Origin of the sequence: Ancylobacter sonchi (assembly GCF_018390695.1) — a bacterium.
Classification (GTDB): Bacteria; Pseudomonadota; Alphaproteobacteria; order Rhizobiales; family Xanthobacteraceae; genus Ancylobacter; species Ancylobacter sonchi.
The window spans coordinates 78,295-103,542 of record NZ_JAHBGF010000033.1 but is presented as its reverse complement, the minus strand read 5'-3'; the positions used below and the strand labels follow the sequence as shown (position 1 = coordinate 103,542).

The following is a 25,248-nucleotide window of genomic DNA, read 5'->3' as shown; positions in this document are numbered from 1 at the left end:
GGTACTGGATAGCCGTTGAAGCCGCTTCGGCGCTGCGCTAATGCGTCCCCATGAGCAATAAACTCGAAGTCCTGCGCAACCGGCTACTGGCGGCGCAACGGGAACTGATCAAGGCGGCGGCCGAGGCGGGAACGCTCCCCTCGGACAATGCGCTGCGCAAGATCGCCGATATCGAAGTCACCATCGGTGCCATCGAGGCGATGCTCGACGAGCAGCGCAAGGGCTAGACAGGCCCGACCTCGCGCTCCTGCCTCCCACAACCCGACCATCATGCGCGACGCCGCCGGGCGGGAACGACCGGACGGGCCCGGCGCGCGATATCTCACGACCCTGCCGCTTCGCCGCGAGACCGGCCGGCACCGGCCACCCATGGCGGCCTCCTCCGCGGCGCAGCGCGGCCGCGCTCAGTTGTTGACCGCGATGATGGCGACCCGGCCCTTGTCGCCGATGCCCGAGAACCAGATCTCGCCATTGCCGATCATCACCCCCCGCCAGTTGGCGAACAGGTCGGCATAGTTCTGCGCCGCCACCACCTGCCGGACCTTGGGGGTGAGAATCTTGTCGTAGCTGGCGATGAGGCCCTTCGCGTTGCGCACCGTCGTCGTCTTGCCGCCGATCTTGGTGCGCAGCGGGTAGTCGACCATGCCGGCGACGGCGGTCCGGTCATCGGCGGCGACCGCCTTCTTCAGCGCCTCGAAGAAGGCGTGGTAGGACTCGTGTCCGCCGAACAGCCCGTCCAGCGTCGCGTTCACCTCGCCTGCGCTCTGCGCCCGCGCTACGCCCGCGCCAGGGCCGATGGCGAGACAGGCGGCGAGCAGCAGCACGATGGTCGCGCCGCGCGAGCTCCGACGCAGCAAGCTGGCCAGCCGGCAGCCCCGGACCGCGCGCAACCGAACGGGGACGATCGAGAGCCCGAATACGCTTGCCTTCATGTCATTCCCCCATTTTCTCCGGCGATCCTTACCCGAAATTGTGCCCGGCGCCGCACGGAGGAACGAAGGGCGGAGGTGAATAGGGGCTGATCCTGACAGATCGATTTTCCCTTGATAGTTGCGGGCGCCGCTATCAGGCTACTCCTCGGTGGCGCCACGCTGGCGTTCGACGGCGCAGGTCTCAAGGCTCCGGCGCACCCGATGACGGAGGAGTGCCGTGCCCGCCCTGCTGAAATCGATACCAAATGAATGGGGACCGAAGGCCGGCGCGGACGCCGGAGCAGCGACGCTCACGCGCACCGGCCCCAACGACATCCTGATGACCGCGCCCGCCAATCTGGCGCTGGTGATGCTGTCGCCGCAGCCGAACCGCGAGGTCGCGCTCGACAGCGACCGCCGCACCATCACCCTGGCGCCGGTCGGCTCCCTCGAAATCGTGCCGGCGGGGTCCGAGCTGTTCGCCCGCTGGGTGGTCGCCAAGGAGAACCTGCTCGTCGCCCTCGATCAGCAGCGGCTGGCGCGGCTGGCGGGCGAGGAGTTCCAGAATGACGGCTTCGAGCTGCAGCCGCCGAGGATCGGCGGCGTCGATCGCAAGGCGCTGCGGCTGTCCCAGATGCTGCGCGAGGAATTCCAGCGCGGCGAGCACGCCAGCGAACTCTGCTTCGACGCGCTGATCACCCTGTTCGCCACCCATCTGCTGCGCAACTACTCCTCGCTGCGCGACCGGCCGGACGACCGCCACAGCGGCGGCCTGTCGCCGAGGGCCTGGCGCACGGTGAACGACTTCATCCAGGAGAACCTGTCGCAGCCGCTGTCCATCGCGCGGCTGGCCGAGATCGCCGGCCTTTCGCCGAGCCACTTCCTGCGCGCCTTCCGCCGCTCGCTGGGGCAGGCGCCGCATCAATATCTGCTCGGCCAGCGCCTTGCTCTGGTGGAGCGGCTTGTGACCACCACCGACCTGCCCTTCGCCGACATCGCGGCGGCGAGCGGCTTCTCCAGCAACAGCCACATGACCTCGACGATGAAGCGCCTGCGCGGCGTCACCCCGACCGAGCTGCGGCGCGGCGGCCTCTAGCCGCCCCGCTTCCCGCCTCCCCTCCGCCGTCCCCAGCCCGGCCCGCCAGCGGCCTTGCCCTCCGCCCCCCGCCCGGCGGAAGCTGCGACCGCGCCGGTCCGCGCGGGAGCCCGTCGAAACGATGACGTCGGAAACGCTGTTTCACCTCCTCTACCTCGTCGCCATCGTCGCCGAGGCGATGACGGCGGCGCTCGCCGCCGGCCGGCGCCAGATGGACTGGTTCGGCGTCGCGCTATTGGGTAGCATCACCGCGCTCGGCGGCGGTTCGGTGCGCGACGTGCTGCTGGGTCGCCATCCACTGTCCTGGGTCGAGAACCCGTCCTATCTATTGATCACCGCCGGCGCGGCGCTGGCGACCATCCTGATCGCCCGCCACATGGGCCATCTGCGCCGGCTGTTCCTGCTCCTCGACGCGGTCGGGCTGGTGGTGTTCACCATCATCGGCTGCAACATCGCCGCCGGCCTCGGCCTGTCGCCGGTGATCGTCATCGCCTCCGGCATGATCACCGGCTGCGTCGGCGGCGTGCTGCGCGACGTGTTGTGCGCCGACGTGCCGCTGCTGTTCCGCGCCGAGCTCTACGCCACGGTGTCCATCGTCACCGGCATGCTCTATCTCGCCGGCCAATGGTGGGGCCTGCCGCATGAGCCGGTGATGCTGGGGGCGATGCTGCTCGGCCTCGCTTTGCGCCTCCTGGCGCTGCGCTTCGGCTGGAGCATGCCGAAATTCGTCTACACGCAGTCGCTGCACTGAGGCATCGCGGCACCAAGGACGGCGCCTTCAGCCTGCGGCGACCGCCTCCCCGGCGAAGAAGCGGTTCTCCGGGCGCGGCAGGCCGAGATGCTCGCGCAGCGTCGCGCCCTCATAGTCGCGCCGGTAGATGCCGCGCCGCTGCAACTCCGGCACCACCTTGTCGACGAAGTCGTCGAGCCCGGCGGGCAGGAACGGGAAGGTCACGTTGAAGCCGTCCGAGCCCTCGGTCTCCAGCCATTCCTGCATCTCGTCGGCGATGCTCTCCGCCGTGCCGACGAAGGCGAGGCCGGCATAGCCGCCGAGCCGCTGGGCGAGCTGGCGAACGGTGAGGTTCTCGCGGCGCGCCATCTCGATCACCCGCTCGCGGGCGCTGCGGCTGGCATTGGTCTCCGGCACGTCGGGCAGCGGTCCGTCGGGATCGAAGCGCGAGGCGTCGTGGCCGAGCGAGATGGAGAGCGAGGCGATGGCGCTGTCGTAATGCACCAGGCTGTCGAGCTTGGCCCGCTTGGCCCGCGCCGCCTCCAGGCTGTCGCCGACCACCACGAAGGCACCGGGCAGGATCTTGAGATGGTCGCGCGGCCGTCCCAGCCGGTCGAGCCGGCCCTTCACGTCGGCATAGAAGGCGCGGCCGGAGGCGAGGTCGGAGGCGGCGGCGAAGATCACCTCCGCCGTTTCGGCGGCCAGCTGGCGGCCCGGCTCGGAGGCGCCGGCCTGCACGATCACCGGCCAGCCCTGCACCGGCCGGGCGATGTTGAGCGGCCCGCGCACCGAGAAATACGTCCCCTTGTGATTGAGCACGTGCAGCCGCGCCGGATCGAAAAAGAGCCCGCTGTCGGGGTCGCGCGGGAAGGCGTCGTCGGCGAAGCTGTCCCACAGGCCGGTGACGACGTCGAAGAACTCGCGCGCCCGCACATAGCGCTCATCGTGCTCCATGTGGTCGTCGAGCCCGAAATTCAGCGCCGAATCCGGGTTGGAGGTGGTGACGATGTTCCAGCCGGCACGCCCGCCGCTGATGTGGTCGAGCGAGGCGAAGCGCCGGGCGATGTGGAACGGCTCCTCGAAGGTGGTCGAGGCGGTGGCCACCAGCCCGATGCGCGAGGTCGCCATCGCCAGCGCCGACAGCAGCGTGAACGGCTCGAAGGAGGTGACGGTGTGGCTGCGCTTCAGCGCCTCCACCGGCATGTTCAGCACCGCCAGATGGTCGGCCATGAAGAAGGCGTCGAACTTGCCCTCCTCCAGCTTCTGCGCCAGCCGTACGAGATGGCCGAGGTTGAAATTGGCGTCCGGCCAGGCGCCGGGATAGCGCCAGGCGCCGGTATGGAGGCTCACCGGCCGCATGAAGGCGCCGAGGTGAAGCTGCTTGCGAGTGCTCATGCCGGTCTTTCCCGTGGCCGTGGCGGGCGGAGGCGAGCCCTATAGCTATGCCGCGACGGCGCCGCCGCAAGCGGCGACCTGTCGGTTCCCCGGCACATGAGCAAAAGCACCCGCCCGAGGCGGCGATCGCGGAAAAACCTTCTCAGCTCTCGCTGGCCTGCGGCAGCGCGGCGCGCCGCCGGCGCGGCGCCGGCTTGGCCAGCTTGCGCAGGATCAGCGTCGTGCCGACGAGGAACACCACGGTGAGCACCGCCATCACCGCGATCCACTCCACGCTGCCGAAGCTGCCGAGTTGCGAGGCGGTGTGCCCGGCGAGCCAGCCCGGCGCCAGCATCACCGCGGCCCACGCGATGGCGGAGGTGACGTTGGCGATCTGGAAGTGGCGGTGCGGCATCGCCATCATGCCGGCCACCAGCGGGATGGTCGAGCGGATCGGGCCGAGGAACCGCCCGAAGAACACCGAGGCGAAGCCGTAGCGCTTGAAGAACAGCCGGGCGCGCGCCACGCTCGGCCGATACTGCGACAGCGGCCAGCGGTAGATCACGCTGCGGCCGACCCGGCGCCCCAGCAGGTAGGAGACGGCGTCGCCGAGGATGGCGCCGATGATCGAGCCGACGAAGATCGGCAGCGGCTCGACGATCCCGGACCCCATCAGCCCGCCGATCAGCATCATCAGGGCTGTCGCGGGAATGAACAGGCCGACGATGACGAGGGATTCGCCGAAGGCGATGATGCCCGCCAGCAGCAACGCGTAGGACTGATGCGTCTCGATGAAGACGCCGACCTGGCCGATGAACTGTTCCATGAACACTCTTCTTGCCCGATGCGTGCGTCAGTTGATTGACAGCCCGCACCGGTTCCGCCCCCCAGTGGCGCGCAACATAGCCGCTGCGGCTCGCCGCCCGGCAGGGGTGGCGCGATCACAAGGCGGCTAGGTCACCCTCGCCCACGCCCCGGCATGGCTGGCCAAGCCCTCGCCGCCCTGCACGGATTGGTGAGAATAACTCAGTATTCTATGAAAATAATGCCGGATTAATTCACGCCGGGGCGAGAGCTACCGTTTCTCCATCAACACGGCGCCGCGCTGCGGGCCCAATCGGATGGAGATCGACATGCGTACCTGGTTCATCACTGGCGCCTCCCGTGGTTTCGGCGCCCTCATCGCCCGCGAGGCCCTTGCGGCCGGCGACAATGTCGTCGCCACCGCCCGCGACCCGCGCACCGTCGTCGATACGCTCGGCGAGCATCCCCGCCTGCTGGCCGTCGCCCTCGACGTCAATGACGAGGCTCAGGCCTTCGCCGCCGCCGGCGAGGCGGTGAAGCGCTTCGGCCGCATCGACACGCTGGTCAACAATGCCGGCTTCGGCCTGCTCGGCGCGGTGGAGGAATCCAGCGCCTCGGAAGTCGAGCGGGTGTTCCGCACCAATGTGTTCGGCCTGCTCAACGTCACCCGTGCCGTGCTGCCGCACATGCGCCGCCAGCGCTCGGGGCACGTCATCAACATCTCCTCTCTGGGCGGCTATGGCGCCTATCACGGCTGGGGCGTCTACGGCGCCACCAAGTTCGCGGTGGAAGGGCTTTCCGAGGCACTGTCGCAGGAACTCGCCCCGCTCGGCATCGCCGTCACCGTGGTGGAGCCCGGCTTCTTCCGCACCGACTTCCTTGACGACCGCTCGCTGGTGAAGACCCACGCCGAGATCGCCGACTATCACGAGACGGTCGGCGCCATGCGCAGCTTCGCCGCCGGCGCCAACCACGCCCAGCCGGGCGACCCGGCCAAGCTCGCCAAGGCCTTCATCGTGCTGGCCAATGCCGAGAACAAGCCGCTGCGCCTGCCGCTCGGCAGCGATGCGGTGGCGCGGATCGAGGACAAGCACGCCTTCGTCGAGAGCGAGCTTGCCGAGTGGCGCGCCCTCGCCCTCTCGACCGACCACGACGATCAGGCCGCCGCCTGATTACCGGCCGGGGAGAGCCGCCGGCCACCCGGCTGGCGGCTCTCACGCCCCGGAATTCTCACGCACCGCGAGAAAAATCGATGAAGGCGCGCAGCGAGGCCGGCATCTGCCGCCGGCTTGGATAATACAGGTAGAAGCCGGGATAATGCGGGCACCACTCCTCCAGCACCCGGACGAGCGCGCCGCTGGCGAGATGCGGGCGCGCCTGCGCCTCGAAGAGATAGGCCATGCCGACGCCGTCGAGCGCCGCCTCCAGCATCAGGTCCTGCTCGCTCAGGGTCAGCGGCCCGTCCACCTCGACGGCGATCTCCTCCCCGCCCCGCTCGAACTCCCACGCATAGAGCGCGCCGCCGAGGAAGCGGAAGCGGATGCACGGCTTCCCGCGTAACTCGCGCGGATCGTGCGGCACGCCGTGACGGGCGAAAAAGGCCGGCGAGCCCACCACCGCGAAGGCATGGCGCGGACCGATCGGCACGGTGATCATGTCGGCGGCGATCGCCTCGCCGAAGCGGATGCCGGCATCGAACCCCTCCGCCACGATGTCGACGAGCGCGTCGCTGACCACCAGCTCGACCCTGATATCGGGATAGGCGGCGATGAACCGCGCCAGCAGCGACCTCAGCACCAGCCGCGCGCACAGACGCGGCGCATTGAGGCGCAGCGTGCCGAACGGCCGGTCGCGGAAGCTGTTGAGTTCGTCGATGGCGTCGTCGATGTCGCGGAACGCCGGCCCCACCCGGCCGAGCAGCCGCTCGCCCGCCTCGGTCAGCGCCACGCTGCGTGTGGTGCGGTTGAGCAGCCGAACCCCGAGCCGTTCCTCGACAAGCCGCATCGAGTGGCTGAGCGCCGACGGCGTCACCCCCAGCTCGGCCGCCGCCCGGCGAAAACTGCCATGCCGGGCAATGGCGAGGAAGACGCCGAGGTCGGCGGGATCGATGCGCGCCATTGATGAACTGGTCTCGCTAATGGGACTTCGAGCATCGGTAAGGATGCACAATGCTACCCGGCTTCACCAGCAGCGATTTGTCGGCCTCACCGGCCACCCGACCGGCAGGGCTGGCCTCATCGTCCACCTCACCGGCCTTCCGGCGGAGCTAGCGGTCGCGGCAGGGGAACTCCTGCTGGTGCACCGCGATGCCGTCCTCCCCCGCGAGGATCACCGCATAGGCCGGCGGCTCGAAGCTCACTTGGTGCGGCCCGGAAAAAGCCAATGCCGACTGGTGGTTAGTGCTGCGGACGGCGGCGAAGGGAAGACCCTCCCACAGCCCGCTGGCCAGCCGATGCACGTGGCCGGCGAAGAGATGGCGCACACTTCCATGCCGGCGCAGCACCGCCGCAAGCCGGTCCGCCTCCGCCAGCCGGGAATTGTCGAGGGAAGGAATCCCGATCGACACCGGCGGATGATGAAGAAATATCAATGATTTAGATACCCCCGTCAACGCCGCGTCCAGCCAGTCGAGCCGCACCGCGCACAGCCGCCCCTCGACATGGCCGGGTTCATGGGTGTCGAGCAGCACCGCCCGCCAGCCACCGAGATCGACGGCCGCCTGCACGAAGCCGTCCGCTCCGACGACACCGGGAAAGGCGGCGGCGAAGGCGATGCGGTCGTCGTGATTGCCCATCATCAGCCGACAGGGCGCCTTCAGCGCAGTCAGCCGCTCGGCCAGCGCCGCATAGGCCGCCGGCTCGCCATCGTCGGTAAGGTCGCCGGAGAACACCACCAGATCGGCATCCGCATGGTGACGGTTCAGGTCGGCGAGGCAATCCTCCAGCCGCGCCAGCGGATCCGAGCCCTGCAAGATACCGCCCGGCGACACCAGGTGAAGATCGCTTACCTGAATGATTTTACAGGGCTTTTTCACACCGCCGTCTCCCGCAGCGTGGCCTCGATCAAGGCCAGCAGTTCGTCGCGCAGCTGCGGCGCGCAGCCGATCACCGGGCCGCCGGCAAGAAGATCGCCGGCCTCGAAGTCATTGGTCCAGCCGCCCGCCTCGCGGATCAGACACAGCGCGGCCAGGCAGTCCCAGGCATTGATATGCGGCTCGTAATAGGCGGCGTGGCGCCCGCAGGCGACATGCGCCAGCCCCAGCGCGCCGGAGCCGTGGCGCACGAACATGCCGCCCGCCGCCAGCAGCTTCTCGATGAACGTCGCCACCACGCGCGGCGGCACCCGACCATTGGCGCCGACGCTGACCAGCCCGCTGCGCAGGCCGTTGCGCGCATCGACGTGGATCGGCGCGCCGTTCAGCGTCGCCCCCTGCCCGGCGACCGCCCGGAAAAGCTCGCGTGCATTGGGATCGAGGATGAAGCCCGCCACGGTGACACCATCCTGCATCAAGGCGAGCGAGACGCACCAGTTGCGGATGCCGTGCAGAAAGCAGCTGGTGCCGTCGATAGGGTCGAGAACCCAGACGAATCCTGACGCCGAGGGCGTGAAGCCGTATTCCTCGCCGAGAAAGCCGTCGTCGGGAAACGCGACGGCGATCCGCCTGCGCACCAGTTGCTCGACCTCGCGGTCGGCGATGCTCACCACGTCCTGCCCGCCGGTCTTGGCCTCGACGGCGAGGCTGGCGATCTCGCCAAAATAGCCCAGCGCCAGCGCGCCGGCCTCCTCGACGACGGCGCGCGCGACATCGAGCCGCGCGGCAAGGGGATCGGACTCGGTCACGCAGCTACTCCGCTGTCTGTCTCGGCGATGAGGAAGTTGTAGAAGAAGAAGTGCTCGCCCGCTCGACGAACACCGCCCGCAGGCGGACCGTGGAGGGCGCGGCGCCGGGCGAGGCCAGCCGGCGGTCAAGGTGTGCCACCGTGTGGACGGCGATCTCCGCCGGATCCTGCCGGAAGGTGCTGAGCCGATAGGCGTCCCAACTGGCCTCGGGTATGTCGTCGAAGCCGATCACCGCAACGTCTTCCGGCACGCGCAGGCCGAAACGGTGTCGCGCCGCATCCATCACCCCGAAGGCGATGAGATCGTTGACGCAGAACACCGCCTGCGGTCGATCCACCATCGCGAACAGCACCTGCGCCGCCTGCTGGCCGCCAGCATAGTCGGAATCGGCGCCACGAGCCGCGACCGCCTGCGCCCCGAGCCGGCGCGCCTCGTCGAGAAAGGCCTGCTCGCGCTCAACGATGCTCGGCGTGCCCGAGGCCGAGCCCGCAAGGCCCAGCCGGGTCAGTCCACGCGCGAGGAACAGCCGCGCTGCCTCGCGGGCGGCGGCCTCGTTGTCGACCTTCACGTGATCGCAGCCGGGTTCGGATCGGCCGATGGAGATCAGCGGCTGGCCGTTGCGGCGGGCGAGCTCCACGAAGGAGGCCGGCGGCGAGCCGGACAGGATGATCGTCGCCTCGGCGCGATAGCCGAACAGCGCCGCCTGCGCCGCCTCCAGCTCCGCCGTCGAAGAGCCGGTATTGATGAGAAACGGCAGATTGCCGCGCCGGATCAGCGCGGCAGTCAGTGCGGCGACGAGATGGGCGCGGAACCCGACTTCCGGCCGCGTCGCCACCAGCCCGACCAGTCGGCTGCGATTGGCCAGCAGACCGCGCGCGAGATCGTTGACCTGGTAGCCGAGCTCGGCCGCCGCCCGCATCACCTTCTCGCGCGTCTCGGGGGAAACGCTGGCGCCCGGGGTGAAGGCACGCGACACTGCCGACCGCGACACGCCAGCCCGCTCGGCCACCTGCTGCGCACTGACGAAACCACGCACGCCGTCATCGGTAAGGGACATGGTCAGCGGCCGACCTTCGACAGCACGTCGGATTTCAGGAAGCGCTCCACCACCAGCATGAAGCCGATGGACGGAACGAGCAGCAGCAACGCCGTGATGGAGGCCACCTGGTAGTTGCCGCCCGCCCCGGCAGTGTAGAGCAGCAAGGGCAGCATGTTCACGTCCGGCGCGCCGACGAAATAGCTCCCCGTGAACTCATCGAGCGACTCGAGGAAGACGAAGATCGCGCTGGCGAGCAGGCCCGGCGCCGCCAGTGGCAGCGTCACGTCGAGAAAGGCCCTCAGCGCCCCGGCGCCGATGGAGCGCGCCGCCTCCTCCAGCTCCGCGTCGACGGCCGAGAAGGCGGCGGTGGCGATCCACACCGCGTAGACAAGGCCGTGGGTGACATGCACCAGCACCACGCCGGGGATCGTGCCGTTGAGCCCGAGCTGGTAGAACAGCCGCGCGACGTTCACATAGACCGTCAGGTTCGGGAAGGCCTGCGGGATCAGGAAGGCGATCAGGATCACCGCCCGGAACGGCAGCCTCAGCCGCGCGAGCGCGTAGCCGGCGGGAATGGCGAGCGCCAGCGAGACCACGACCGTCAACCCGGCCACGGTCAGGCTGTTGGCGAGTGCCTCCGTCGCGTTGCCGCGCGGCGCGAACACCCGGCCCCAGTAGCTGAAGCCATAGTCGATCGGCAGCGCGTGCGGGAAATACCAGCGCTCCGCCACCGTCCACAACAGCAGGTTGGCGAGCGGCCCGAAGATCACGAAGGCCAGCAGGCCCAATACCAGGCCCCGCGGGATCCACCACAGGTCGACGCCCATGGCCGGGCGGTCCTGCGAGGCGCTCGTGACATCGATCTGCGCCATCATGCCCGCTCCTTCACGCTGTGGCGCAGATACAGCCACGCCACGCCGGCGCTGGCGATGAGCGAGACCACGCCGAGCGCGTTCGCCACGCCATAGTCGCCATAGGCGTTGATGCGGAAGGCGATGTCGGCGGTGATCATGGTCGGCGACTGGGCGTTGATCATCAGCGGGACCGACAGCACCGACATCATGGTGACGAAGGACAGCACCAGCGCCACCATCAGCGTTCCCGCTACTTGCGGCACGAGGATTTCCAACAGGATGCGCACCCTCGAGGCACCGAGATTGCGCGCCGCCTCGAGGGTGCCGCGGTCGACCGACGCCATGGCGCCGGCGACCAGCAGCGCCACGAAGGGCGTCTGTTTCCACACAAAGGCGATGACGATGCCGCGCCAGTCGAGGAAGCTCGTCGCGTCCATCGGCGTGATCAGCCCAGCGCCGATCAACACGTTGTTCATCAAGCCGTTTTTGGCGAGGAAGGTGCGCAGCACCTGCCCTACCACGATGAACGGGACGAACATCGGCCAGCGATACAGCCAGCGCAGCAGGGCGACCGCGCGCGGATTCTCGCCGAGTGTCAGATAGCCGCCGATGGCGATTGCGAGCGCGCCGATGATCGCCGTCGACAGGCTGACGATCATCAGCGTGAACAGGATGTCGGAGGTGTAGAGCTCGAAGGTCTTGATGAAATTACCGAAACCGAACCCGCCGCCGACCTCGAAGGCGCCGGCCACCGAGGCGGCCAGCGGCACCACGAACAGCAGCAGGATCACCGCGAGGGCGGGCAGGACGAGCAGCAATCCCAGAGCGGGCGTCGGCATGTCGGTCTTCCGGGAGAAGCGGCCACCCGGGACGATCGGGTGGCCGATGAGGCTCAATTGGTGGCCTGACGCTCATAGGCTTCGAGGATCGCGCTGTTATAGGGCGCGATGGGGAACGGCTTGCCGTTCTTCGCCAGATCTTCCGGGGTGATGGCGATGAACAGCTTGTCCCACGTCGCCTTGTCGAGCTCCGGCTGGACGTACTGGGCGTCGATGCCCGGATACCAGTTGAAGCGCTTGACGATGCCCTCCGCCTGCACCTTCGGGCTGGTGGCGAGCTCGACGAACTTCTCGGCGAGTTCCTTGTTCGCGCTCTTAGCGGGGATCACGTAGTGCATCGGCTGGCCGGGCATGCCGGGCGCCGGCAGCACCAGCTTGAAGTCCGGCGGCAACTGGCCGTTGGCCTGCCAGGAATAGAACATGTCGACCCACACCGGCCCCATGGCGATCTCGCCGCGCGAGAGCAGGTCGAGCGTGCCGGCATTGCCGGGGGTGAGCGTCGCGTTCCTGGTGAAGTCGCGCAGCGAGGCGAAGGCGGCGTCCCACTTCTTAGTCTCGGCCGCTTCGAAGGGACCGTTCATCAGCTTGTTGGCGTCGCCGTCGCCGAAGGCGTAGATCCAGCCCATCACGAAGCTGACGCCGGAGGCGCCGCCCTTGATGCCGTTATAGCCGAACTGCTTGGGATGGGCCTTCGCCCAGTCGGCAAGCTCGGCATAGCTCTTGGGCGGGTTGGGCACCAGCGCGGGGTTGTAGGCGATGGCGGTCTGGCTGTTGAACATCGGCATGACGTAGCCGGTCACCTTGGTGCCGAGCGCCATGTCGGCATTGGAGCGGCTCACCAGCTTGCCGGTGGAGATCTTGTCGCGATACGCCTCGAGATAGGCGCCGGTGATCATCGGGCCGACGAACTTCTCGTGCACCACCGCGACATCGGTGTCCCAGGTGGTGCTGCCGGCCTGCTTCTGCGCCTCGAAACGCTCGACGATCTTCTGCGAGCCGGCATCGCCCGGGCCGGTGCCGACCACGCGCACCGTGTTGCCGGGATACTGCTTCTCGAACAGCGGCGCGAGGTACTGGTTGACGTAGTCGACCATGTTCTGGTCGCCGGCGGTGATGACGGTCAGCTCGGCGGCACTGGCCGGCGCGGCGGCGAGGCCGAGCGTCAGTGCCGAGGCGACGAGCGCAGGCTTGAGAAGGCTCTGCATGGATCGGATCTCCGTTGGAAGAAGGATGGCGGGTCAGCTTGCCTGGAGGACGCGCTCCACCGGACCGCGCGGGGCCGCTGGAGAAAGCTCGGCCGCCGCCTCTAGCGCCGTCGCATCGGGCGCGCTCGACGAGGTCGGCAGGTTGAAGAGGAACAGCTTGTCGCCGGGGATGCGCAGCTCCACGCCGGCACCGCTGTCGAAGGGCCGGGCCGCATCGGCGAACAGCGTCTGGTCGCCGACCCGTACCGAATGCCGCCAGCCGCCGCCGAGATAGCTCGCCGCCTCGACGCGGCCGGCGATGGTCAGCCCTTCCGCTCTCGACGCTTGTGCGTCAGCGGCGACCATCTCCACCGCCTCGGCGCGGAAGCGGGCTTCCAGCCGGCCGCTCGACAGAAGGCGTCCATCAAGGGTCAGCGTGGCGGAGGACGACTGCCGGCCGGCCGCGATGTGGACCGCGCCGCCGGCGACCTGTCCCTCCAGCGCCAGCACGTTCTCGGCGCCCATGAAGGCAGCGACGAAGGACGAGGCGGGGCGGCTGTACACCTCTTCCGGCGAGCCCTGCTGGGCGATGCGTCCGGCTTCCATGATGACGACGCGGTCCGCCATCGCCATCGCTTCCTCGCGATCATGGGTGACGATGACGGCGGTGATGCCGAGCCGGCGCTGCAGCGCGCCGATCTCATGGCGCACCTTCAGCCGGATGCGGGCATCGAGATTGGAGAGCGGCTCGTCCAGCAGCAGGATCTGCGGATCGACCGCGAGTGCCCGGCCGAGCGCCACCCGCTGGCGCTGCCCGCCGGACAGCGCGGCCGGCTTGCGGGCTCCGAGCCCTTCAAGGCCGAGCAGGGTCTCGATCTCGGCGACCCGCCGGTCGATCGCGGCGCGGGAAAGCCCCTTCAGCTTCAACCCGTAGCCGATGTTCCGGGCGACCGTCATGTGCGGCCACAGCGCGTAGGACTGGAACACCAGCGCCATGCCCCGCCGGTCCGGCGGCATGAGCGTGACATCGCGCCCATCGACCGCGACCGTGCCGGTGGAAGGCGCCACGAAGCCGGCCATGGCCCGCAACAGAGTGGTCTTGCCGCAGCCGGAGGCGCCGAGCAGGGCGACGAACTCTCCCTTGCCGATGGCGAGGTCGAGCCGCTCCAGCACGCGGGTCGCGCCATAGCCAACCGACAGATCGGCGATGCGGAGGAAGGCGTCGTCGTTCATTCCGGGTCCTTGCACAGCTGTGCAACATCGGGCGCAGATCGCCGCGGCCACGAACCGGAACTAGCTTGCTTTCATTGCAGAGGGATGACGGCTCGGGGATGACGGCTCGCCGACCGGTCACGGCCGCCCCGGCGACCGAAAGGGATAGGCCAAGATCGAAACGCGGCACGCCCCGGGGCGGATCTCGGGAAGGTGGATCACCGGAACGGCGCAAGATCACCGCGGCTGGGAATGGCAAACCCGGAGCCTACCCTTCCACAGCGATGGGGAAGCCCAACCGATGCACGCGGATCGATGGACGATGGAGGACCGGAGATCGCCGCTGACGGCCTACGCGCCGTCGACCTGCGACAAGGCGCGTTTCCGGCAAGAAACGTGTCCGCACGGCGACCGATCAAGGTGCCGTGCGGACCGTAAATGTCAGACATCAACCTTGGTCTGATCGACGACGGTGGCACCCGGCGCGTTCTTCTTGATCGATTCGATGGCGCTCAGCGCCGATGCCTTGGCTTTGTAACCTTCCGACGAAAACATGCTTTCGCCGTTCGACGCCTTGAACCGGAACCGGAATTCGCCGGACTTATCCTTGTAGACCTCAAACTTGTACATTTCCCACCTCGTCATTTTTTGACGTTAGGCGGCCATGTCAGCACGAATTGGCACTCTTGGGTAGCGGGAGAGGGTCAGTCGTCCACCTTGAGCGCGGCGATGAAGGCTTCCTGCGGAATCTCGACGCGGCCAAACTGGCGCATCTTCTTCTTGCCTTCCTTCTGCTTGTCCAGAAGCTTGCGCTTGCGGGTGATATCGCCGCCATAGCACTTGGCCGTCACGTCCTTGCGCAACGCCTTGATGGTCTCGCGGGCGATGATCTTGGCGCCGATGGCTGCCTGGATCGGGATGTTGAACAGATGCTGCGGGATCAGGTCCTTCAGCTTCTCGCACATCGCCCGGCCGCGATATTCCGCCCGCGAGCGGTGCACCAGCATGGAGAGCGCGTCGACCGGCTCGGCATTGACCAGGATCGACATCTTCACGAGGTCGCCCTCGCGATATTCGGTGATGTGATAGTCGAAGGAGGCATAGCCCTTCGAGATCGACTTCAGCCGGTCGTAGAAATCGAACACCACCTCGTTCAGCGGCAGGTCGTAGGTGACCATGGCGCGGGCGCCGACATAGGTCAGCTCGATCTGGTTACCGCGCCGGTCCTGGCAGAGCTTCAGCACCGCGCCGAGATAGTCGTCCGGGGTCAGGATGGTGGCGCGGATCCACGGCTCGCGGATCTGCTTGATCTTCACCACGTCCGGCATGTCGGCCGGGTTGTGCAGTTCGAGCACCGTGCCGTCGTTCATCTCGATCTCGTAGATGACCGAGGGAGCGGTGGCGATCAGGTCGAGGTTGAACTCGCGCTCCAGCCGCTCCTGGATGATCTCCAGATGCAGCAGGCCGAGGAAGCCGCAGCGGAAGCCGAAGCCCAGCGCCGCCGAGGTCTCCATCTCGAAGGAGAAGCTGGCATCGTTGAGGCGCAGCTTGCCCATCGCCGCGCGCAGATCCTCGAAATCGGCGGCGTCGACCGGGAACAGGCCGCAGAACACCACCGGCTGCGCCGGCTTGAAGCCCGGCAGCGCCTCGGCGGTCGGCCGCTTCTCCTCGGTGACGGTGTCGCCGACGCGGGTATCGGCGACTTCCTTGATCGAACCGTTGAGGAAGCCGATCTCGCCCGGGCCGAGCTCGGCCATCGCCACCATCTTCGGCGTGAACACGCCGACGCGGTCGACATCGTAGACCGCATTGGTACGCATCATCTTGATGCGCTGGCCCTTTTTCAGCACGCCGTCGACGATGCGCACCAGCACCACGACGCCGAGATAGACGTCGTACCAAGAGTCGACCAGCAGCGCCTTAAGCGGCGCCTCGCGGTCGCCCTTGGGCGGCGGCAGGCGGGTGACGATGGCTTCCAGCACGTCGGGGATGCCGAGGCCGGTCTTCGCCGAGATCAGCACCGAATCGGAGGCGTCGAGGCCGATCACGTCCTCGATCTGCGCCTTCACCTTGTCCGGCTCGGCGGCTGGCAGGTCGACCTTGTTGAGGACCGGGACGATCTCGTGATTGTTGTCGATCGCCTGGTAGACATTCGCCAGCGTCTGCGCCTCGACGCCCTGCGAGGCATCGACCACCAAGAGCGAGCCTTCCACGGCGGCGAGCGAGCGGTTCACCTCATAGGCGAAGTCGACATGGCCGGGCGTGTCGATGAGATTGAGGACGTATTCGTTTCCGTCCTTCGCCTTGTAGGACAGGCGCACCGTCTGCGCCTTGATGGTGATGCCGCGCTCGCGCTCGATGTCCATGTTGTCGAGCACCTGATCCGACATCTCACGCTCGGACAATCCGCCCGTGATCTGGATCAGGCGGTCGGCGAGGGTCGACTTCCCATGGTCGATATGGGCGACGATGGAAAAGTTGCGGATGTTGGCGACGGGCTCGGTGCTCATGGCGCGCGGGATAGCATTGGCGCTCACCGCTCACAAGCGTTGCGGCGGTTTGCAGAGAGGCTTCTGGGGCGGCTTGCAGGCTGGCATCCGATCGACCACATTCCCGGCACCCCACCCATGGAGTGATCATGTCCGAGCTCAAGATCGCCGTCGTCCCCGTCACGCCGTTCCAGCAGAACTGTTCGATCGTCTGGGACGAGACGACCAAGCGGGGCGCGGTGATCGATCCGGGCGGCGACCTGCCGCGCATCCTCGCGGCGCTCGAAGAGCTTGAAGTGACGGCGGAAAAGATCGTTCTCACCCATGGCCACATCGACCATGCCGCCGGCGCCGCCGATCTCGCCGAACAGCTGAGGGTACCGGTCGAGGGGCCGCATATCGGCGACAAATTCCTGCTCGACGACCTGGTGGCCAATGGCGAACGCACCGGCATTCCCGGCAAGGCGGTCACCCCCAGCCGCTGGCTGGAGGAAGGCGACAGCGTCGATATCGGCGGCATTCCGTTCGAGGTGCTGCACGTTCCCGGTCATACGCCGGGTCATGTCGTGCTGTTCAGCCGCGACAATGCCTTCGCTCTCGTCGGCGACACGCTGTTCCAGCGCTCGGTCGGACGCACGGATTTTCCCTATGGCAATCACGACCAGCTGATCACCGGCATCAAGACCAAATTGCTGCCGCTCGGCGATTCCGTCACCATCCTGCCCGGCCACGGCAATGCCTCGACCATCGGCACGGAAAAGCGCAGCAATCCCTACATTCGCTGATTTGCCGCAGCGTTAAACGGAACGTTACTCGCGCTGCGGCGCAGCACGGCCAATCATGGCGGGGAGCCTCGTGCTGGGGGAGCTTCGCTCATGCCGTCATCACCGTGCCTGCGCCGCATCCGCTCCGGCCTGATCCCGCTTGCCGCCACCTTCGCCGTCACCTTCGCCGCCCCGGCGTTGGCGCGGGCGGATCGCTGCCCGAAGCTGGTGGCGGAGGCGCCGGTCCGGGTGCTTCCGGCGGCGTTCCGCCCTTCCCCGCAGCCGCTGGAAAGCGGATTCCGCGAAAACCTGTTCCGCCTCGCGGCCGGCGCTCCCGGCGAGGTGACGCTGAACTATATCGGCCACTCGACCTTCCTGATCGAGACCGCCGGCGGCGTCACCGTCGCTACCGACTATAACGACTATGTCCGCGCCGATGTCGTGCCGCGCGTGGCGACGATGAACCGGGCGCACAGCACGCATTTCTCGCTCGCCCCCGATCCCGGCATCGAACACGTGCTGAAGGGGTGGGGCGACACGCCCGGACAGCCGGCCCGCTACGATCTCGACGTCGGCGATTTGTGGATCGGCAACCTGCCGACCAATACCCGCGACTGGGAAGGCGGCACGATCCGCAACGGCAACTCGATCTTCGTGTTCCGCGCCGCCGATCTGTGCATCGCCCATCTCGGCCATCTGCATCACACGCTCACCGAGGACGACATTGCCGCGCTCGGGCGCATCGACGTCGTGCTCGCCCCGGTCGACGGCAGCTACACGCTCGATGTCGACGGCATGATCGAGGTGCTGAAGGCGCTGGAATCGCCGCTGGTCATCCCGATGCACTACTTCAACCCGTCGACCCTCGATGCCTTCCTGAGCCGCCTCGGCGGGCGGGCCTTCATCATCGAGCGGCATGCCGGATCTAGCCTTGTCGTCTCGCGCGCCAGCCTGCCGCGCAAGCCGACGGTCGTCGTGCTGCCGCCGCGCTGAGGCGCGCTACATGTCGCTGCGCGCGAGGCGTTCCAGCCAGCCCGTCGCGACGCCGGCCTCCATCGGATGGCCGAACAGGTAGCCCTGGCCGCATTCGCAGCCGAGTTCCTGCACCGCCGCCGCCTGCTGCTCGGTCTCGATGCCCTCGGCCAACACCCGCATGCCGAGGTCGCGCCCCAGCCCGGCCACCGCGCGGACCAGCGCCCGGTCGGCCACCGAATTCACCATGTCGACGATGAAGGAGCGATCGAGCTTGATCGTGTCCACCGGCAGGCGGCGCAGATGGGTCAGCGAGGCATGGCCGATGCCGAAATCGTCCAGGGCGATGGAGAAGCCCTGGCGCCGCAGTTCCACCAGCGCGTCGACCACGGCCTCGCCCCGCGCGCCGAAGGTCACGGCCTCGGAGACCTCGAACTCGATCTGCCCGGCCTCGACGCCGGCGGCGAGGATCGCCTCGCTTACCCGCGCAATACTCGCCCCGCGCTGGAAATTGTTACGCGAGAGATTGATGGCGATACGGCCCGGCTGGATGCCCGCCGCGCGCCACAGGCCGATCTGCCGGCACACCTGCCGGACCACGACGTCGCCGATCGGCACCATCAGGCCGATGCTCTCGGCCTGATCGAGGAAGTCGCCCGGAAACAGCAGGCCGCGCTCCGGATGACGCCAGCGCAGCAACGCCTCGAAGCCGAAAGGCCGCCGGTCGACCATCCGCACCAGCGGCTGGTAATGGATCTCGAACCCGCCGTCGACGAGCGAGGCACGCAGATCATCGATGCATTTGTAGCGCTCGTCGGCCGCCTGCCGCATGGCGGGATCGAAGAGCTGGATGCGCCGGCCCTCCTCGGCCTTGGCGGCATAGAGCGCGAGGTCGGCGTTGCGCTGCAGGACATCCGGACGGTCGCCGTCCTGCGGCCACAGCGCCGCGCCGAAACTGGCACTGACGGTCAGCCGCGTCGCCGTGGAGGGCTCCTCGATGGCGGCCGACAGCGAACGGCAGATGCGTTCGGCGTGCTGGCCCAACGCCTCGGGCGTGCCGAGGCCCGGCAGGATGACCGCGAACTCGTCGCCGCCGAGCCGGGCGCAGACCGCCTGCGGCTCGCCGCAGGCCGACAGCCGCTTGCCGATCTCAAGCAGCACCGTGTCGCCCACCGCGTGGCCGTAGCTGTCGTTGATCTCCTTGAAGCCATTGAGATCGATGGCCAGCAATCCACCGACCGCGGTCGGATCGGCCATGGCCCGCTCCAGCTGCTCGGTGAAGCGCCGACGATTGGCGAGGCCGGTCACCGCATCGTAGCCGGCATAGAATTCGGCGCGGCTGGTCGCCTCGACACGGTCGGTCACGTCCCGCTGGTTGACCAGCACCGAGAGCCGCCCGGTCACCGGATCGATGGTCGTGCGGGCGTCGATGCCGTACCAACGCCGCCCCCTTGCCGTGTCGACGATGAAGTCGCCGGACACCGTCCGCCCCATGAAGGCGTCCGGCCGCTCCGGGTCCCGCGCGACCACGCCCCCCCACATCTGCAACCCTTCGGACGGATCGGCGAACATCGAGGCGAAGCTGCGGCGCTCGCCCGGGAAGCTCGCTTCGGCGGCCGGGTTGCGATAGCTGACCCAGCCCTCGTCGTCGAACAGCAGCACGTTCACCAGCGTGTGCCGCAACGCCTCGCCGGCCCGCAACTCGTCGGTCAGGCGGGCATAGTGCTCGACCTCCATGAGCAGGCCGACATTGCCATTGTCGAGCCGCACGCCGCTCATCAGCGCATCGACGGTGAAGGGGCGATGGCTGGGATAGAAGGTCCAGCGCTCGGTCACCACCTCGCCGGCCGATATCCGCTCGACCAGCCGGCCGAGGCGCTGGCGCATGGCATCGGAGTGCGGCGTGAAATCGCGCGCGAAGAACTCGGCTTCCTGCCCGGGGTCGACACCCCACAGATGCAGGGCCGCCTCATTGGCGAAATGCTTGCGCATGCGGCCGATGTCGAGAATCCACACAGGCCGCTTGAGCGCCACCAACCCTTCCGTCCGGCAGGCCGGAAGGGCTCGAGTCAACAGACTACCGGTACCCGCCATCACTTCCGCCGCCAATACGGCGTGCCCCCGCTGCGGATCCAACGATTGCACCGTACGAGCAATTAGTTACCACGGCAATGTGGCGGCCACGCTGTTTCCACGCTCCCCGCCCTGTCCCGTCAGGCAGGCGCGTAGGAGGCCGGATCGAGCACGCCCGGCCGGCCCGGCAGATCGAGCACGCTGGCGCGCGGCGTGCCCTCGGAAATCACCCGCCCCCGCCGTACCACGAACAGCCGTGCCGCCTTCAGCCGGATCGCCTCGATGGGGTCGGCGGCCTGCAGCACCACCAGATCGGCATTGCAGCCGGGCGCGATGCCATAGCCTTCCAGCCCCATGATGCGGGCGGGATTGGTCGTCACCGCCTCGAAGCACCAGGTCATCGCCTCGCGCGCGGTCATCTGCCCGACATGCAGCGCCATGTGCGCCACCTCCAGCATGTCGCCGGAGCCCAGCGAGTACCAGGGGTCCATCACGCAGTCATGGCCGAAGGCGACGTTGACGCCGGCGGCGCGCAGTTCCGGCACCCGCGTCATACCGCGCCGCTTGGGGTAGCTGTCGTGCCGCCCCTGCAGGGTGATGTTGATCAGCGGATTGGCAATGGCGTGGACGCCGGCTTCGGCGATCAGCGGGATGAGCTTGGAGACGTAGTAATTGTCCATGGAGTGCATGGAGGTGAGGTGCGAGCCGGCGACCCGCCCCTGCAAGCCGAGGCGCTGCGTCTCATAGGCCAGCGCCTCGATATGGCGGGACAGCGGATCGTCGCTCTCGTCGCAGTGAATATCGACCCGCAGCCCGCGCTCGGCGGCGATCTCGCACAGCGCCTTCAGCGACGCCGCGCCGTCCGCCATGCTGCGCTCGAAATGCGGGATGCCGCCGACAATGTCGATGCCCATGTCGAGCGCGCGCACCAGATTGCGGGCGGCATTCGGCGAGCGATAATAGCCGTCCTGCGGGAAAGCGACCAGTTGCAGGTCGATATAGTCCTTCACCCGCTCGCGCACCTCGAGCAGCGCCTCGACCGCCAGCAGCCGGTCGTCGCAGACATCGACATGCGAGCGGATCGCCAGCAGTCCCTGGCTCACCGCGAGGTCGCAATAGCGCAGCGCCCGCTCGATCACCGCCTCATGGGTGAGCAGCGGCTTCAACTCGCCCCACAGCGCGATGCCCTCCAGCAAGGTGCCGGATTCGTTCATCCGCGGCAGGCCGAGCGACAGCGTGGCGTCCATGTGGAAATGCACGTCGACGAAGGGCGGGCTGACCAGCCGGCCGCCGGCATCGATCACCCGTCCGGCCTCGGCGTCGATCCCCGGCTCGACCGCGACGATGCGGCCGCCCTCGCAGGCAATGTCGAGGCCCGAGCGCCCGTCGGCAAGGCGGGCGTTGCGCACGAGAAGATCAATGCTCATCGTTGTCCCTTGAAATACGGCTTCATCAAAGCGCGCGGATAGTCGGCGCGGCGTGCCAGCAGCACAAGCGCGGCGATGGAAAATAGGTAAGGCAGCATCAGGAAGATCTGGCTCGGCACCGCGCCGCCGGTGATGGTCTGCAGACGCAGCTGGTAGGCATCCAGCGCGCCGAACAGCAGGGCCCCGAGCAACGCCTTGCCCGGCCGCCACGAGGCGAAGACGGTGAGCGCGATGCACACCCAGCCACGCCCGTTGATCATGCCGAAATAGAAGGCGTTGAAGGCCGAGAGCGTCAGGAAGGCACCGCCCAGCGCCATCAGCGCCGAGCCGGCCATCACCGCGCCGATGCGCAGCCCGACGACGGACAGCCCCTGCGCCTCCACCGCCTCGGGGTTGTCGCCCACCGCCCGCAAGGCGAGCCCGAGCGGGGTGCGCGCCAGCACCAGCGCCAGGACAATCACGCAGGCGAAGGCAAGCAGGGTGAAGGCGGTCTGCTGGCCGAGTATGGGGCCGAGGAACGGCACATCGCGCAGCAGCGGCAGGTCGAGCGGTGGAAAGGCGTCGATGCGCGGCGGCGTCCCCACATTGGGGAAGGCGACCCGGTATCCGAAATAGGCGATCGATGTCGCCAGCAGGGTCACGCCGATGCCGGTGACGTGCTGGGAGAGCCCCAGCGGCACGGTCAGCACGCCATGGATAAGCCCGAACAGCGCGCCCACCAGCGCCGCCACCAGCACCCCGCCCCAGAGCGGCAGGCCGAGATAGACCGCCAGCCAGCCGGACATGGCGCCGGCGACGAAGATACCCTCGATGCCCAGGTTGAGTACGCCGGCGCGCTCGCAGAGCAGCGCCCCGAGCACGCCGAAGATCAGCGGCGTGGCAATGCGGATGGTCGCCGCCCAGAAATTCGCCTGCGACAGGATCTCCAGCGCGGCCCACATCACGCGGTCTCCCTGCGCACGCGAACGATCCGGAAGCGGATCAGCAACCCGCCGACCATCACGCAGAGCAGCGACAGCGCCACCACGAGATCGGCGAGATAGTTGGAAACGCCGATGGCACGGCTCATCGAATCCGCACCGACGAAGACGGCGGCGATGAAGACCGCTGCCGGGATCACCCCCAGCGGCGACAAATTCGCCAGCGTCGCCACCACGATGCCGGCATAGCCGAAGCCGGGCGACAGGTCGGCGGTCAGGTAGCCCTTGAGCCCCGCCACCTCGCTGGCGCCGGCCAGCCCGGCGAGGCCGCCGGACAGCAGCCCGACCAGCGCCATCGCCTTGCCGACCGGCAGGCCGGCATAGCGGGCGGCGCGGGCGTTCTCGCCGACGGCGCGGATGCGGAAGCCCCACACGGTGCGGGTGATCAGCACATGCAGGCCGATGGCGCAGACCACCGCCAGCACCAGCCCCCCATGCAGGCGCAGGCCCGGCACCAGCTTGGGCAGGGTGGCTTCGTCGAGCACCGGCGCCGATTGCGGCCAGCCAAGCGCCATTTCGTCCTTCATCGGCCCTTCCAGCATCATCTGCACGAAGAGCAGCACCACGAAATTGAGCAGCAGGGTGACGACGACCTCGTCGGCGCCGAAGCGCATCTTGAAGAACACCGGCACCAGCAGCAGGGCCGCTCCGGCGACCGCCGCGCCGACCAGCACCACCGGCACCAGCAGGGCCGGCGGCAGCTCCAGCATGCCCGCCCCAAGCGCGACGGTGGCGAGCGCGCCGGCATAGAGCTGCCCCTCGGCGCCGATGTTCCACAGCTTCGCCCGGAAGGCGACGGCGACGGCAAGGCCGGTGAAGATCAGCGGCGTGGCGCGTGTCAGCGTCTCGGCGAAGGCGAAGCCGCTGCCGGCGGCACCCTCCACCATGAGCCAGAAGGCCTGCAGCACCGGCGCGCCGGACAGCGCCAGCGGGATGGCGGTGAGCAGCAGCGCCACCAGCCCCGCCCCCACCGAGACGGCGAGGGTCAGCCAGACCGGGGTGCGCTCGCGCGGAACGAAGCGGATCATGCGGCCTCCTCCGCCGAATGCCCGGCCATCATCAGGCCGACGGTGCGCGTGTCGAGGCCGGCGGCGTCCATGGCCGGCGACAAATGCCCCGCATGGATCACCGCGATGCGGTCGGACAGCGCGAAAAGCTCGTCAAGGTCTTCGGAAATCAGCAAAATTCCCGCGCCACGCCCCCGCGCCGCCAGCAGCCTCCGATGCACGTCGGTGGTGGCGCCGATATCGAGGCCACGCGTCGGCTGATGCGCGAGGATGAGGCGCGGCGCGCGCTCCAGCACGCGGGCCAGCACCACCTTCTGCATGTTGCCGCCGGACAAAGCGCGGATCGGCGCCTCCGGGCCGGGGCAGCGTATGTCGTAGTCGCGGATCGCCTGCGCGGCGCGGGCGCGGATGGCGGACCGCCGCAGCAGGCCATGCCGCTGGTTCTCCGAGGCGGCGAGCGTCTCCAGCACATAGTTCTCGGCCACGCTGAGCGCGCCGATGGTACCGTCGCGATGGCGATCCTCGGGGATGCGGCCGACGCCGGCTCCGATGCGCGCGCTCGGATCGGCGCGGGTCGCGGCGTGCCCGACGATCTCGCAGCTGCCATTGCGCGGCGCCTTCAATCCGGCGACCAGCGCGGCGAGCGCTCCTTGACCGTTGCCGGAAACGCCGGCGATTCCAATGATTTCGCCGCCACGCAGCTCCAGATCGGCGCCCTCCAGCCGGTCACGCTCGCCGGGCGCGCCGACGTCGACGCCGGCAAGGCGCAGCACCGGAGCGCCGAGAGTCGCCGGTGCGCGCTCGCGCGGCGGGATCTCGCGCCCCACCATCAGCTCGGCCAGGGTCGCCCTGTCGGCGCCCGCCGTCGGCCGGTCGGCGACCTTGGCGCCGCCGCGCAGCACCACCACACGCTCGCACAAGGCCAGTACCTCATGCAGCTTGTGGCTGATGAAAATGACCGCAAGCCCTTTCTTCGAAAGGGCTTTCACGGTCTCCGCCAGACCGTCCGCCTCCTGCGGGGTGAGCACCGCGGTCGGCTCGTCGAGGATCAGCACCCGCACGTCGCGGTAGAGCGCCTTGAGGATCTCGATGCGCTGCTGCTCGCCGACCGACAGCCGGCCGACGGGAACGCCGAGGTCGGCCTCGAGCCCGGTCTCCTTCATCAGCCGCGCCACCTTCGCCCGCGCGGTCGCCTTGCCGAAGCCGAGACGCCACAGCGGCACGGTGCCGAGCACGATGTTCTCGAAGCCGGTGAGGTTCTCGGCCAGCGCAAAGTGCTGATGCACCATGCCAATTCCCGCCCGCAACGCCGCTTCCGCCGAGCCGCCGGGCAAAGGTGCCAGCTGGCCCGCGGCATCGGCGATATGCACCGTGCCCTCGTCGGCGACGTAGTGGCCGAACAGGATGCTCATCAGCGTCGTCTTGCCGGCGCCGTTCTCACCAAGCAACGCCACGATCTCGCCGGCCCGCACGTCGAGGTCGATGGCGTCGTTCGCGACCAGACTACCGAAGCGCTTGGTAATGCCGGACAGCGAGAGGACCAGCGGCCGTGTCTCGTGCGGTGGACGATCAGGCTGATCGGGTGCGGTCAGAGCGATCATGAGGATGCCTTCTGAATCTTCCTGATGAGGAGCAGCCTCGGAAGGGGACCGT

At 68.3% G+C, this 25,248-nt stretch carries 24 protein-coding genes; 6 read left to right on the top strand and 18 right to left on the bottom strand.

All coding sequences use genetic code 11. The features are described from left to right. Positions 1 to 50: 50 nt before the first annotated feature. Positions 51 to 227, top strand: a complete 177-nt coding sequence (locus KHC28_RS20080; RefSeq protein WP_214010150.1) for a hypothetical protein — start codon at positions 51 to 53, stop codon at positions 225 to 227. Positions 228 to 404: 177 nt separating this feature from the next. Here the strand turns inward: KHC28_RS20080 and KHC28_RS20075 are convergent, their stop codons facing one another. Beyond that, positions 405 to 932: a hypothetical protein gene (locus tag KHC28_RS20075; RefSeq protein ID WP_246565041.1), complete on the bottom strand. Its 528-nt coding sequence runs from the start codon at positions 930 to 932 to the stop codon at positions 405 to 407. Positions 933 to 1,149: 217 nt separating this feature from the next. Between KHC28_RS20075 and KHC28_RS20070 the strand changes: the two genes are divergently transcribed. Together KHC28_RS20070 and KHC28_RS20065 are read left to right on the top strand one after the other, a co-directional pair. Beyond that, positions 1,150 to 2,007 (top strand): helix-turn-helix domain-containing protein, encoded by an 858-nt coding sequence (locus tag KHC28_RS20070; protein WP_214010149.1) that lies wholly within the window; start codon positions 1,150 to 1,152, stop codon positions 2,005 to 2,007. Between the two features lie 121 nt (positions 2,008 to 2,128). Continuing rightward, a complete protein-coding gene (locus KHC28_RS20065) occupies positions 2,129 to 2,758 on the top strand; it encodes a trimeric intracellular cation channel family protein (protein ID WP_214010148.1) in 630 nt (209 codons plus the stop codon). Between the two features lie 27 nt (positions 2,759 to 2,785). Here KHC28_RS20065 and KHC28_RS20060 read toward each other — a convergent pair whose 3' ends face one another. Both KHC28_RS20060 and KHC28_RS20055 read right to left on the bottom strand, forming a co-directional pair. After that, complete coding sequence (locus KHC28_RS20060) at positions 2,786 to 4,132, bottom strand: LLM class flavin-dependent oxidoreductase (protein ID WP_214010147.1); 1,347 nt, start codon at positions 4,130 to 4,132, stop codon at positions 2,786 to 2,788. A gap of 142 nt (positions 4,133 to 4,274) precedes the next feature. Then, positions 4,275 to 4,937, bottom strand: coding sequence for a DedA family protein (locus tag KHC28_RS20055; RefSeq protein WP_214010146.1), 663 nt, complete (start codon positions 4,935 to 4,937; stop codon positions 4,275 to 4,277). A 307-nt stretch (positions 4,938 to 5,244) separates the two neighbouring features. Between KHC28_RS20055 and KHC28_RS20050 the strand changes: the two genes are divergently transcribed. After that, complete coding sequence (locus KHC28_RS20050) at positions 5,245 to 6,087, top strand: oxidoreductase (RefSeq protein WP_214010145.1); 843 nt, start codon at positions 5,245 to 5,247, stop codon at positions 6,085 to 6,087. Between the two features lie 58 nt (positions 6,088 to 6,145). Here the strand turns inward: KHC28_RS20050 and KHC28_RS20045 are convergent, their stop codons facing one another. From KHC28_RS20045 to lepA, 10 genes are all read right to left on the bottom strand, one after another. After that, a complete protein-coding gene (locus KHC28_RS20045; protein ID WP_214010144.1) occupies positions 6,146 to 7,033 on the bottom strand; it encodes a LysR family transcriptional regulator in 888 nt (295 codons plus the stop codon). Positions 7,034 to 7,181: 148 nt separating this feature from the next. After that, positions 7,182 to 7,949, bottom strand: coding sequence for a phosphodiesterase (locus KHC28_RS20040; RefSeq protein WP_214010143.1), 768 nt, complete (start codon positions 7,947 to 7,949; stop codon positions 7,182 to 7,184). Then, positions 7,946 to 8,755 carry an inositol monophosphatase family protein gene (locus KHC28_RS20035; protein WP_214010142.1) on the bottom strand — a complete coding sequence of 270 codons (810 nt, stop codon included), beginning with the start codon at positions 8,753 to 8,755 and terminating at the stop codon, positions 7,946 to 7,948. The genes KHC28_RS20040 and KHC28_RS20035 overlap by 4 nt, the downstream gene beginning before the upstream one ends. A 4-nt stretch (positions 8,756 to 8,759) precedes the next feature. Then, positions 8,760 to 9,812 carry a LacI family DNA-binding transcriptional regulator gene (locus KHC28_RS20030; RefSeq protein ID WP_214010141.1) on the bottom strand — a complete coding sequence of 351 codons (1,053 nt, stop codon included), beginning with the start codon at positions 9,810 to 9,812 and terminating at the stop codon, positions 8,760 to 8,762. A 2-nt stretch (positions 9,813 to 9,814) separates the two neighbouring features. Next, a complete protein-coding gene (locus KHC28_RS20025) occupies positions 9,815 to 10,621 on the bottom strand; it encodes an ABC transporter permease (protein WP_214010277.1) in 807 nt (268 codons plus the stop codon). Between the two features lie 44 nt (positions 10,622 to 10,665). Continuing rightward, positions 10,666 to 11,487, bottom strand: coding sequence for an ABC transporter permease (locus KHC28_RS20020; protein ID WP_214010140.1), 822 nt, complete (start codon positions 11,485 to 11,487; stop codon positions 10,666 to 10,668). Positions 11,488 to 11,540: 53 nt separating this feature from the next. Further along, the gene (locus tag KHC28_RS20015; RefSeq protein WP_214010139.1) at positions 11,541 to 12,692 is read right to left on the bottom strand and encodes an ABC transporter substrate-binding protein; all 1,152 of its coding nucleotides are present in this window, start codon (positions 12,690 to 12,692) and stop codon (positions 11,541 to 11,543) included. 33 nt (positions 12,693 to 12,725) lie between these two features. Further along, positions 12,726 to 13,904, bottom strand: coding sequence for an ABC transporter ATP-binding protein (locus KHC28_RS20010; RefSeq protein WP_214010138.1), 1,179 nt, complete (start codon positions 13,902 to 13,904; stop codon positions 12,726 to 12,728). Positions 13,905 to 14,324: 420 nt separating this feature from the next. Continuing rightward, positions 14,325 to 14,513, bottom strand: a complete 189-nt coding sequence (locus tag KHC28_RS20005) for a YegP family protein (RefSeq protein ID WP_214010137.1) — start codon at positions 14,511 to 14,513, stop codon at positions 14,325 to 14,327. A 74-nt stretch (positions 14,514 to 14,587) separates the two neighbouring features. Next, positions 14,588 to 16,393 (bottom strand): translation elongation factor 4, encoded by a 1,806-nt coding sequence (gene lepA / locus KHC28_RS20000; RefSeq protein ID WP_214010136.1) that lies wholly within the window; start codon positions 16,391 to 16,393, stop codon positions 14,588 to 14,590. Positions 16,394 to 16,521: 128 nt separating this feature from the next. Between lepA and KHC28_RS19995 the strand changes: the two genes are divergently transcribed. Both KHC28_RS19995 and KHC28_RS19990 read left to right on the top strand, forming a co-directional pair. After that, positions 16,522 to 17,157, top strand: coding sequence for an MBL fold metallo-hydrolase (locus KHC28_RS19995; protein WP_214010135.1), 636 nt, complete (start codon positions 16,522 to 16,524; stop codon positions 17,155 to 17,157). A gap of 90 nt (positions 17,158 to 17,247) precedes the next feature. Beyond that, positions 17,248 to 18,129: an MBL fold metallo-hydrolase gene (locus KHC28_RS19990; RefSeq protein WP_214010134.1), complete on the top strand. Its 882-nt coding sequence runs from the start codon at positions 17,248 to 17,250 to the stop codon at positions 18,127 to 18,129. 6 nt (positions 18,130 to 18,135) lie between these two features. Here KHC28_RS19990 and KHC28_RS19985 read toward each other — a convergent pair whose 3' ends face one another. The 5 genes from KHC28_RS19985 to KHC28_RS19965 all read right to left on the bottom strand — a co-directional run bounded on the left by KHC28_RS19985 (position 18,136) and on the right by KHC28_RS19965 (position 25,196). After that, complete coding sequence (locus KHC28_RS19985; protein WP_214010133.1) at positions 18,136 to 20,142, bottom strand: putative bifunctional diguanylate cyclase/phosphodiesterase; 2,007 nt, start codon at positions 20,140 to 20,142, stop codon at positions 18,136 to 18,138. A 179-nt stretch (positions 20,143 to 20,321) separates the two neighbouring features. Continuing rightward, positions 20,322 to 21,608 (bottom strand): amidohydrolase family protein, encoded by a 1,287-nt coding sequence (locus KHC28_RS19980; protein WP_214010132.1) that lies wholly within the window; start codon positions 21,606 to 21,608, stop codon positions 20,322 to 20,324. After that, positions 21,605 to 22,549: an ABC transporter permease gene (locus KHC28_RS19975; protein WP_214010276.1), complete on the bottom strand. Its 945-nt coding sequence runs from the start codon at positions 22,547 to 22,549 to the stop codon at positions 21,605 to 21,607. Before KHC28_RS19975 ends, KHC28_RS19980 begins: the two co-directional genes overlap by 4 nt. Beyond that, positions 22,549 to 23,616 carry an ABC transporter permease gene (locus tag KHC28_RS19970; RefSeq protein WP_214010131.1) on the bottom strand — a complete coding sequence of 356 codons (1,068 nt, stop codon included), beginning with the start codon at positions 23,614 to 23,616 and terminating at the stop codon, positions 22,549 to 22,551. Before KHC28_RS19970 ends, KHC28_RS19975 begins: the two co-directional genes overlap by 1 nt. After that, the gene (locus KHC28_RS19965) at positions 23,613 to 25,196 is read right to left on the bottom strand and encodes an ABC transporter ATP-binding protein (protein ID WP_214010130.1); all 1,584 of its coding nucleotides are present in this window, start codon (positions 25,194 to 25,196) and stop codon (positions 23,613 to 23,615) included. Before KHC28_RS19965 ends, KHC28_RS19970 begins: the two co-directional genes overlap by 4 nt. Positions 25,197 to 25,248: the final 52 nt, after the last annotated feature.

What these genes read in the sequence shown, in the direction of transcription:
- KHC28_RS20080 (WP_214010150.1), top strand. Translation starts at nt 51, where the DNA reads ATGAGCAATAAACTCGAAGTCCTGCGCAACCGGCTACTGGCGGCGCAA.
- KHC28_RS20075 (WP_246565041.1), bottom strand. Translation starts at nt 932, where the DNA reads ATGAAGGCAAGCGTATTCGGGCTCTCGATCGTCCCCGTTCGGTTGCGC.
- KHC28_RS20065 (WP_214010148.1), top strand. Translation starts at nt 2,129, where the DNA reads ATGACGTCGGAAACGCTGTTTCACCTCCTCTACCTCGTCGCCATCGTC.
- KHC28_RS20060 (WP_214010147.1), bottom strand. Translation starts at nt 4,132, where the DNA reads ATGAGCACTCGCAAGCAGCTTCACCTCGGCGCCTTCATGCGGCCGGTG.
- KHC28_RS20055 (WP_214010146.1), bottom strand. Translation starts at nt 4,937, where the DNA reads ATGGAACAGTTCATCGGCCAGGTCGGCGTCTTCATCGAGACGCATCAG.
- KHC28_RS20050 (WP_214010145.1), top strand. Translation starts at nt 5,245, where the DNA reads ATGCGTACCTGGTTCATCACTGGCGCCTCCCGTGGTTTCGGCGCCCTC.
- KHC28_RS20045 (WP_214010144.1), bottom strand. Translation starts at nt 7,033, where the DNA reads ATGGCGCGCATCGATCCCGCCGACCTCGGCGTCTTCCTCGCCATTGCC.
- KHC28_RS20030 (WP_214010141.1), bottom strand. Translation starts at nt 9,812, where the DNA reads ATGTCCCTTACCGATGACGGCGTGCGTGGTTTCGTCAGTGCGCAGCAG.
- KHC28_RS20025 (WP_214010277.1), bottom strand. Translation starts at nt 10,621, where the DNA reads ATGGGCGTCGACCTGTGGTGGATCCCGCGGGGCCTGGTATTGGGCCTG.
- KHC28_RS20020 (WP_214010140.1), bottom strand. Translation starts at nt 11,487, where the DNA reads ATGCCGACGCCCGCTCTGGGATTGCTGCTCGTCCTGCCCGCCCTCGCG.
- KHC28_RS20015 (WP_214010139.1), bottom strand. Translation starts at nt 12,692, where the DNA reads ATGCAGAGCCTTCTCAAGCCTGCGCTCGTCGCCTCGGCACTGACGCTC.
- KHC28_RS20010 (WP_214010138.1), bottom strand. Translation starts at nt 13,904, where the DNA reads ATGAACGACGACGCCTTCCTCCGCATCGCCGATCTGTCGGTTGGCTAT.
- KHC28_RS20005 (WP_214010137.1), bottom strand. Translation starts at nt 14,513, where the DNA reads ATGTACAAGTTTGAGGTCTACAAGGATAAGTCCGGCGAATTCCGGTTC.
- lepA (WP_214010136.1), bottom strand. Translation starts at nt 16,393, where the DNA reads ATGAGCACCGAGCCCGTCGCCAACATCCGCAACTTTTCCATCGTCGCC.
- KHC28_RS19995 (WP_214010135.1), top strand. Translation starts at nt 16,522, where the DNA reads ATGTCCGAGCTCAAGATCGCCGTCGTCCCCGTCACGCCGTTCCAGCAG.
- KHC28_RS19990 (WP_214010134.1), top strand. Translation starts at nt 17,248, where the DNA reads ATGCCGTCATCACCGTGCCTGCGCCGCATCCGCTCCGGCCTGATCCCG.
- KHC28_RS19980 (WP_214010132.1), bottom strand. Translation starts at nt 21,608, where the DNA reads ATGAGCATTGATCTTCTCGTGCGCAACGCCCGCCTTGCCGACGGGCGC.
- KHC28_RS19975 (WP_214010276.1), bottom strand. Translation starts at nt 22,549, where the DNA reads ATGTGGGCCGCGCTGGAGATCCTGTCGCAGGCGAATTTCTGGGCGGCG.
- KHC28_RS19970 (WP_214010131.1), bottom strand. Translation starts at nt 23,616, where the DNA reads ATGATCCGCTTCGTTCCGCGCGAGCGCACCCCGGTCTGGCTGACCCTC.
- KHC28_RS19965 (WP_214010130.1), bottom strand. Translation starts at nt 25,196, where the DNA reads ATGATCGCTCTGACCGCACCCGATCAGCCTGATCGTCCACCGCACGAG.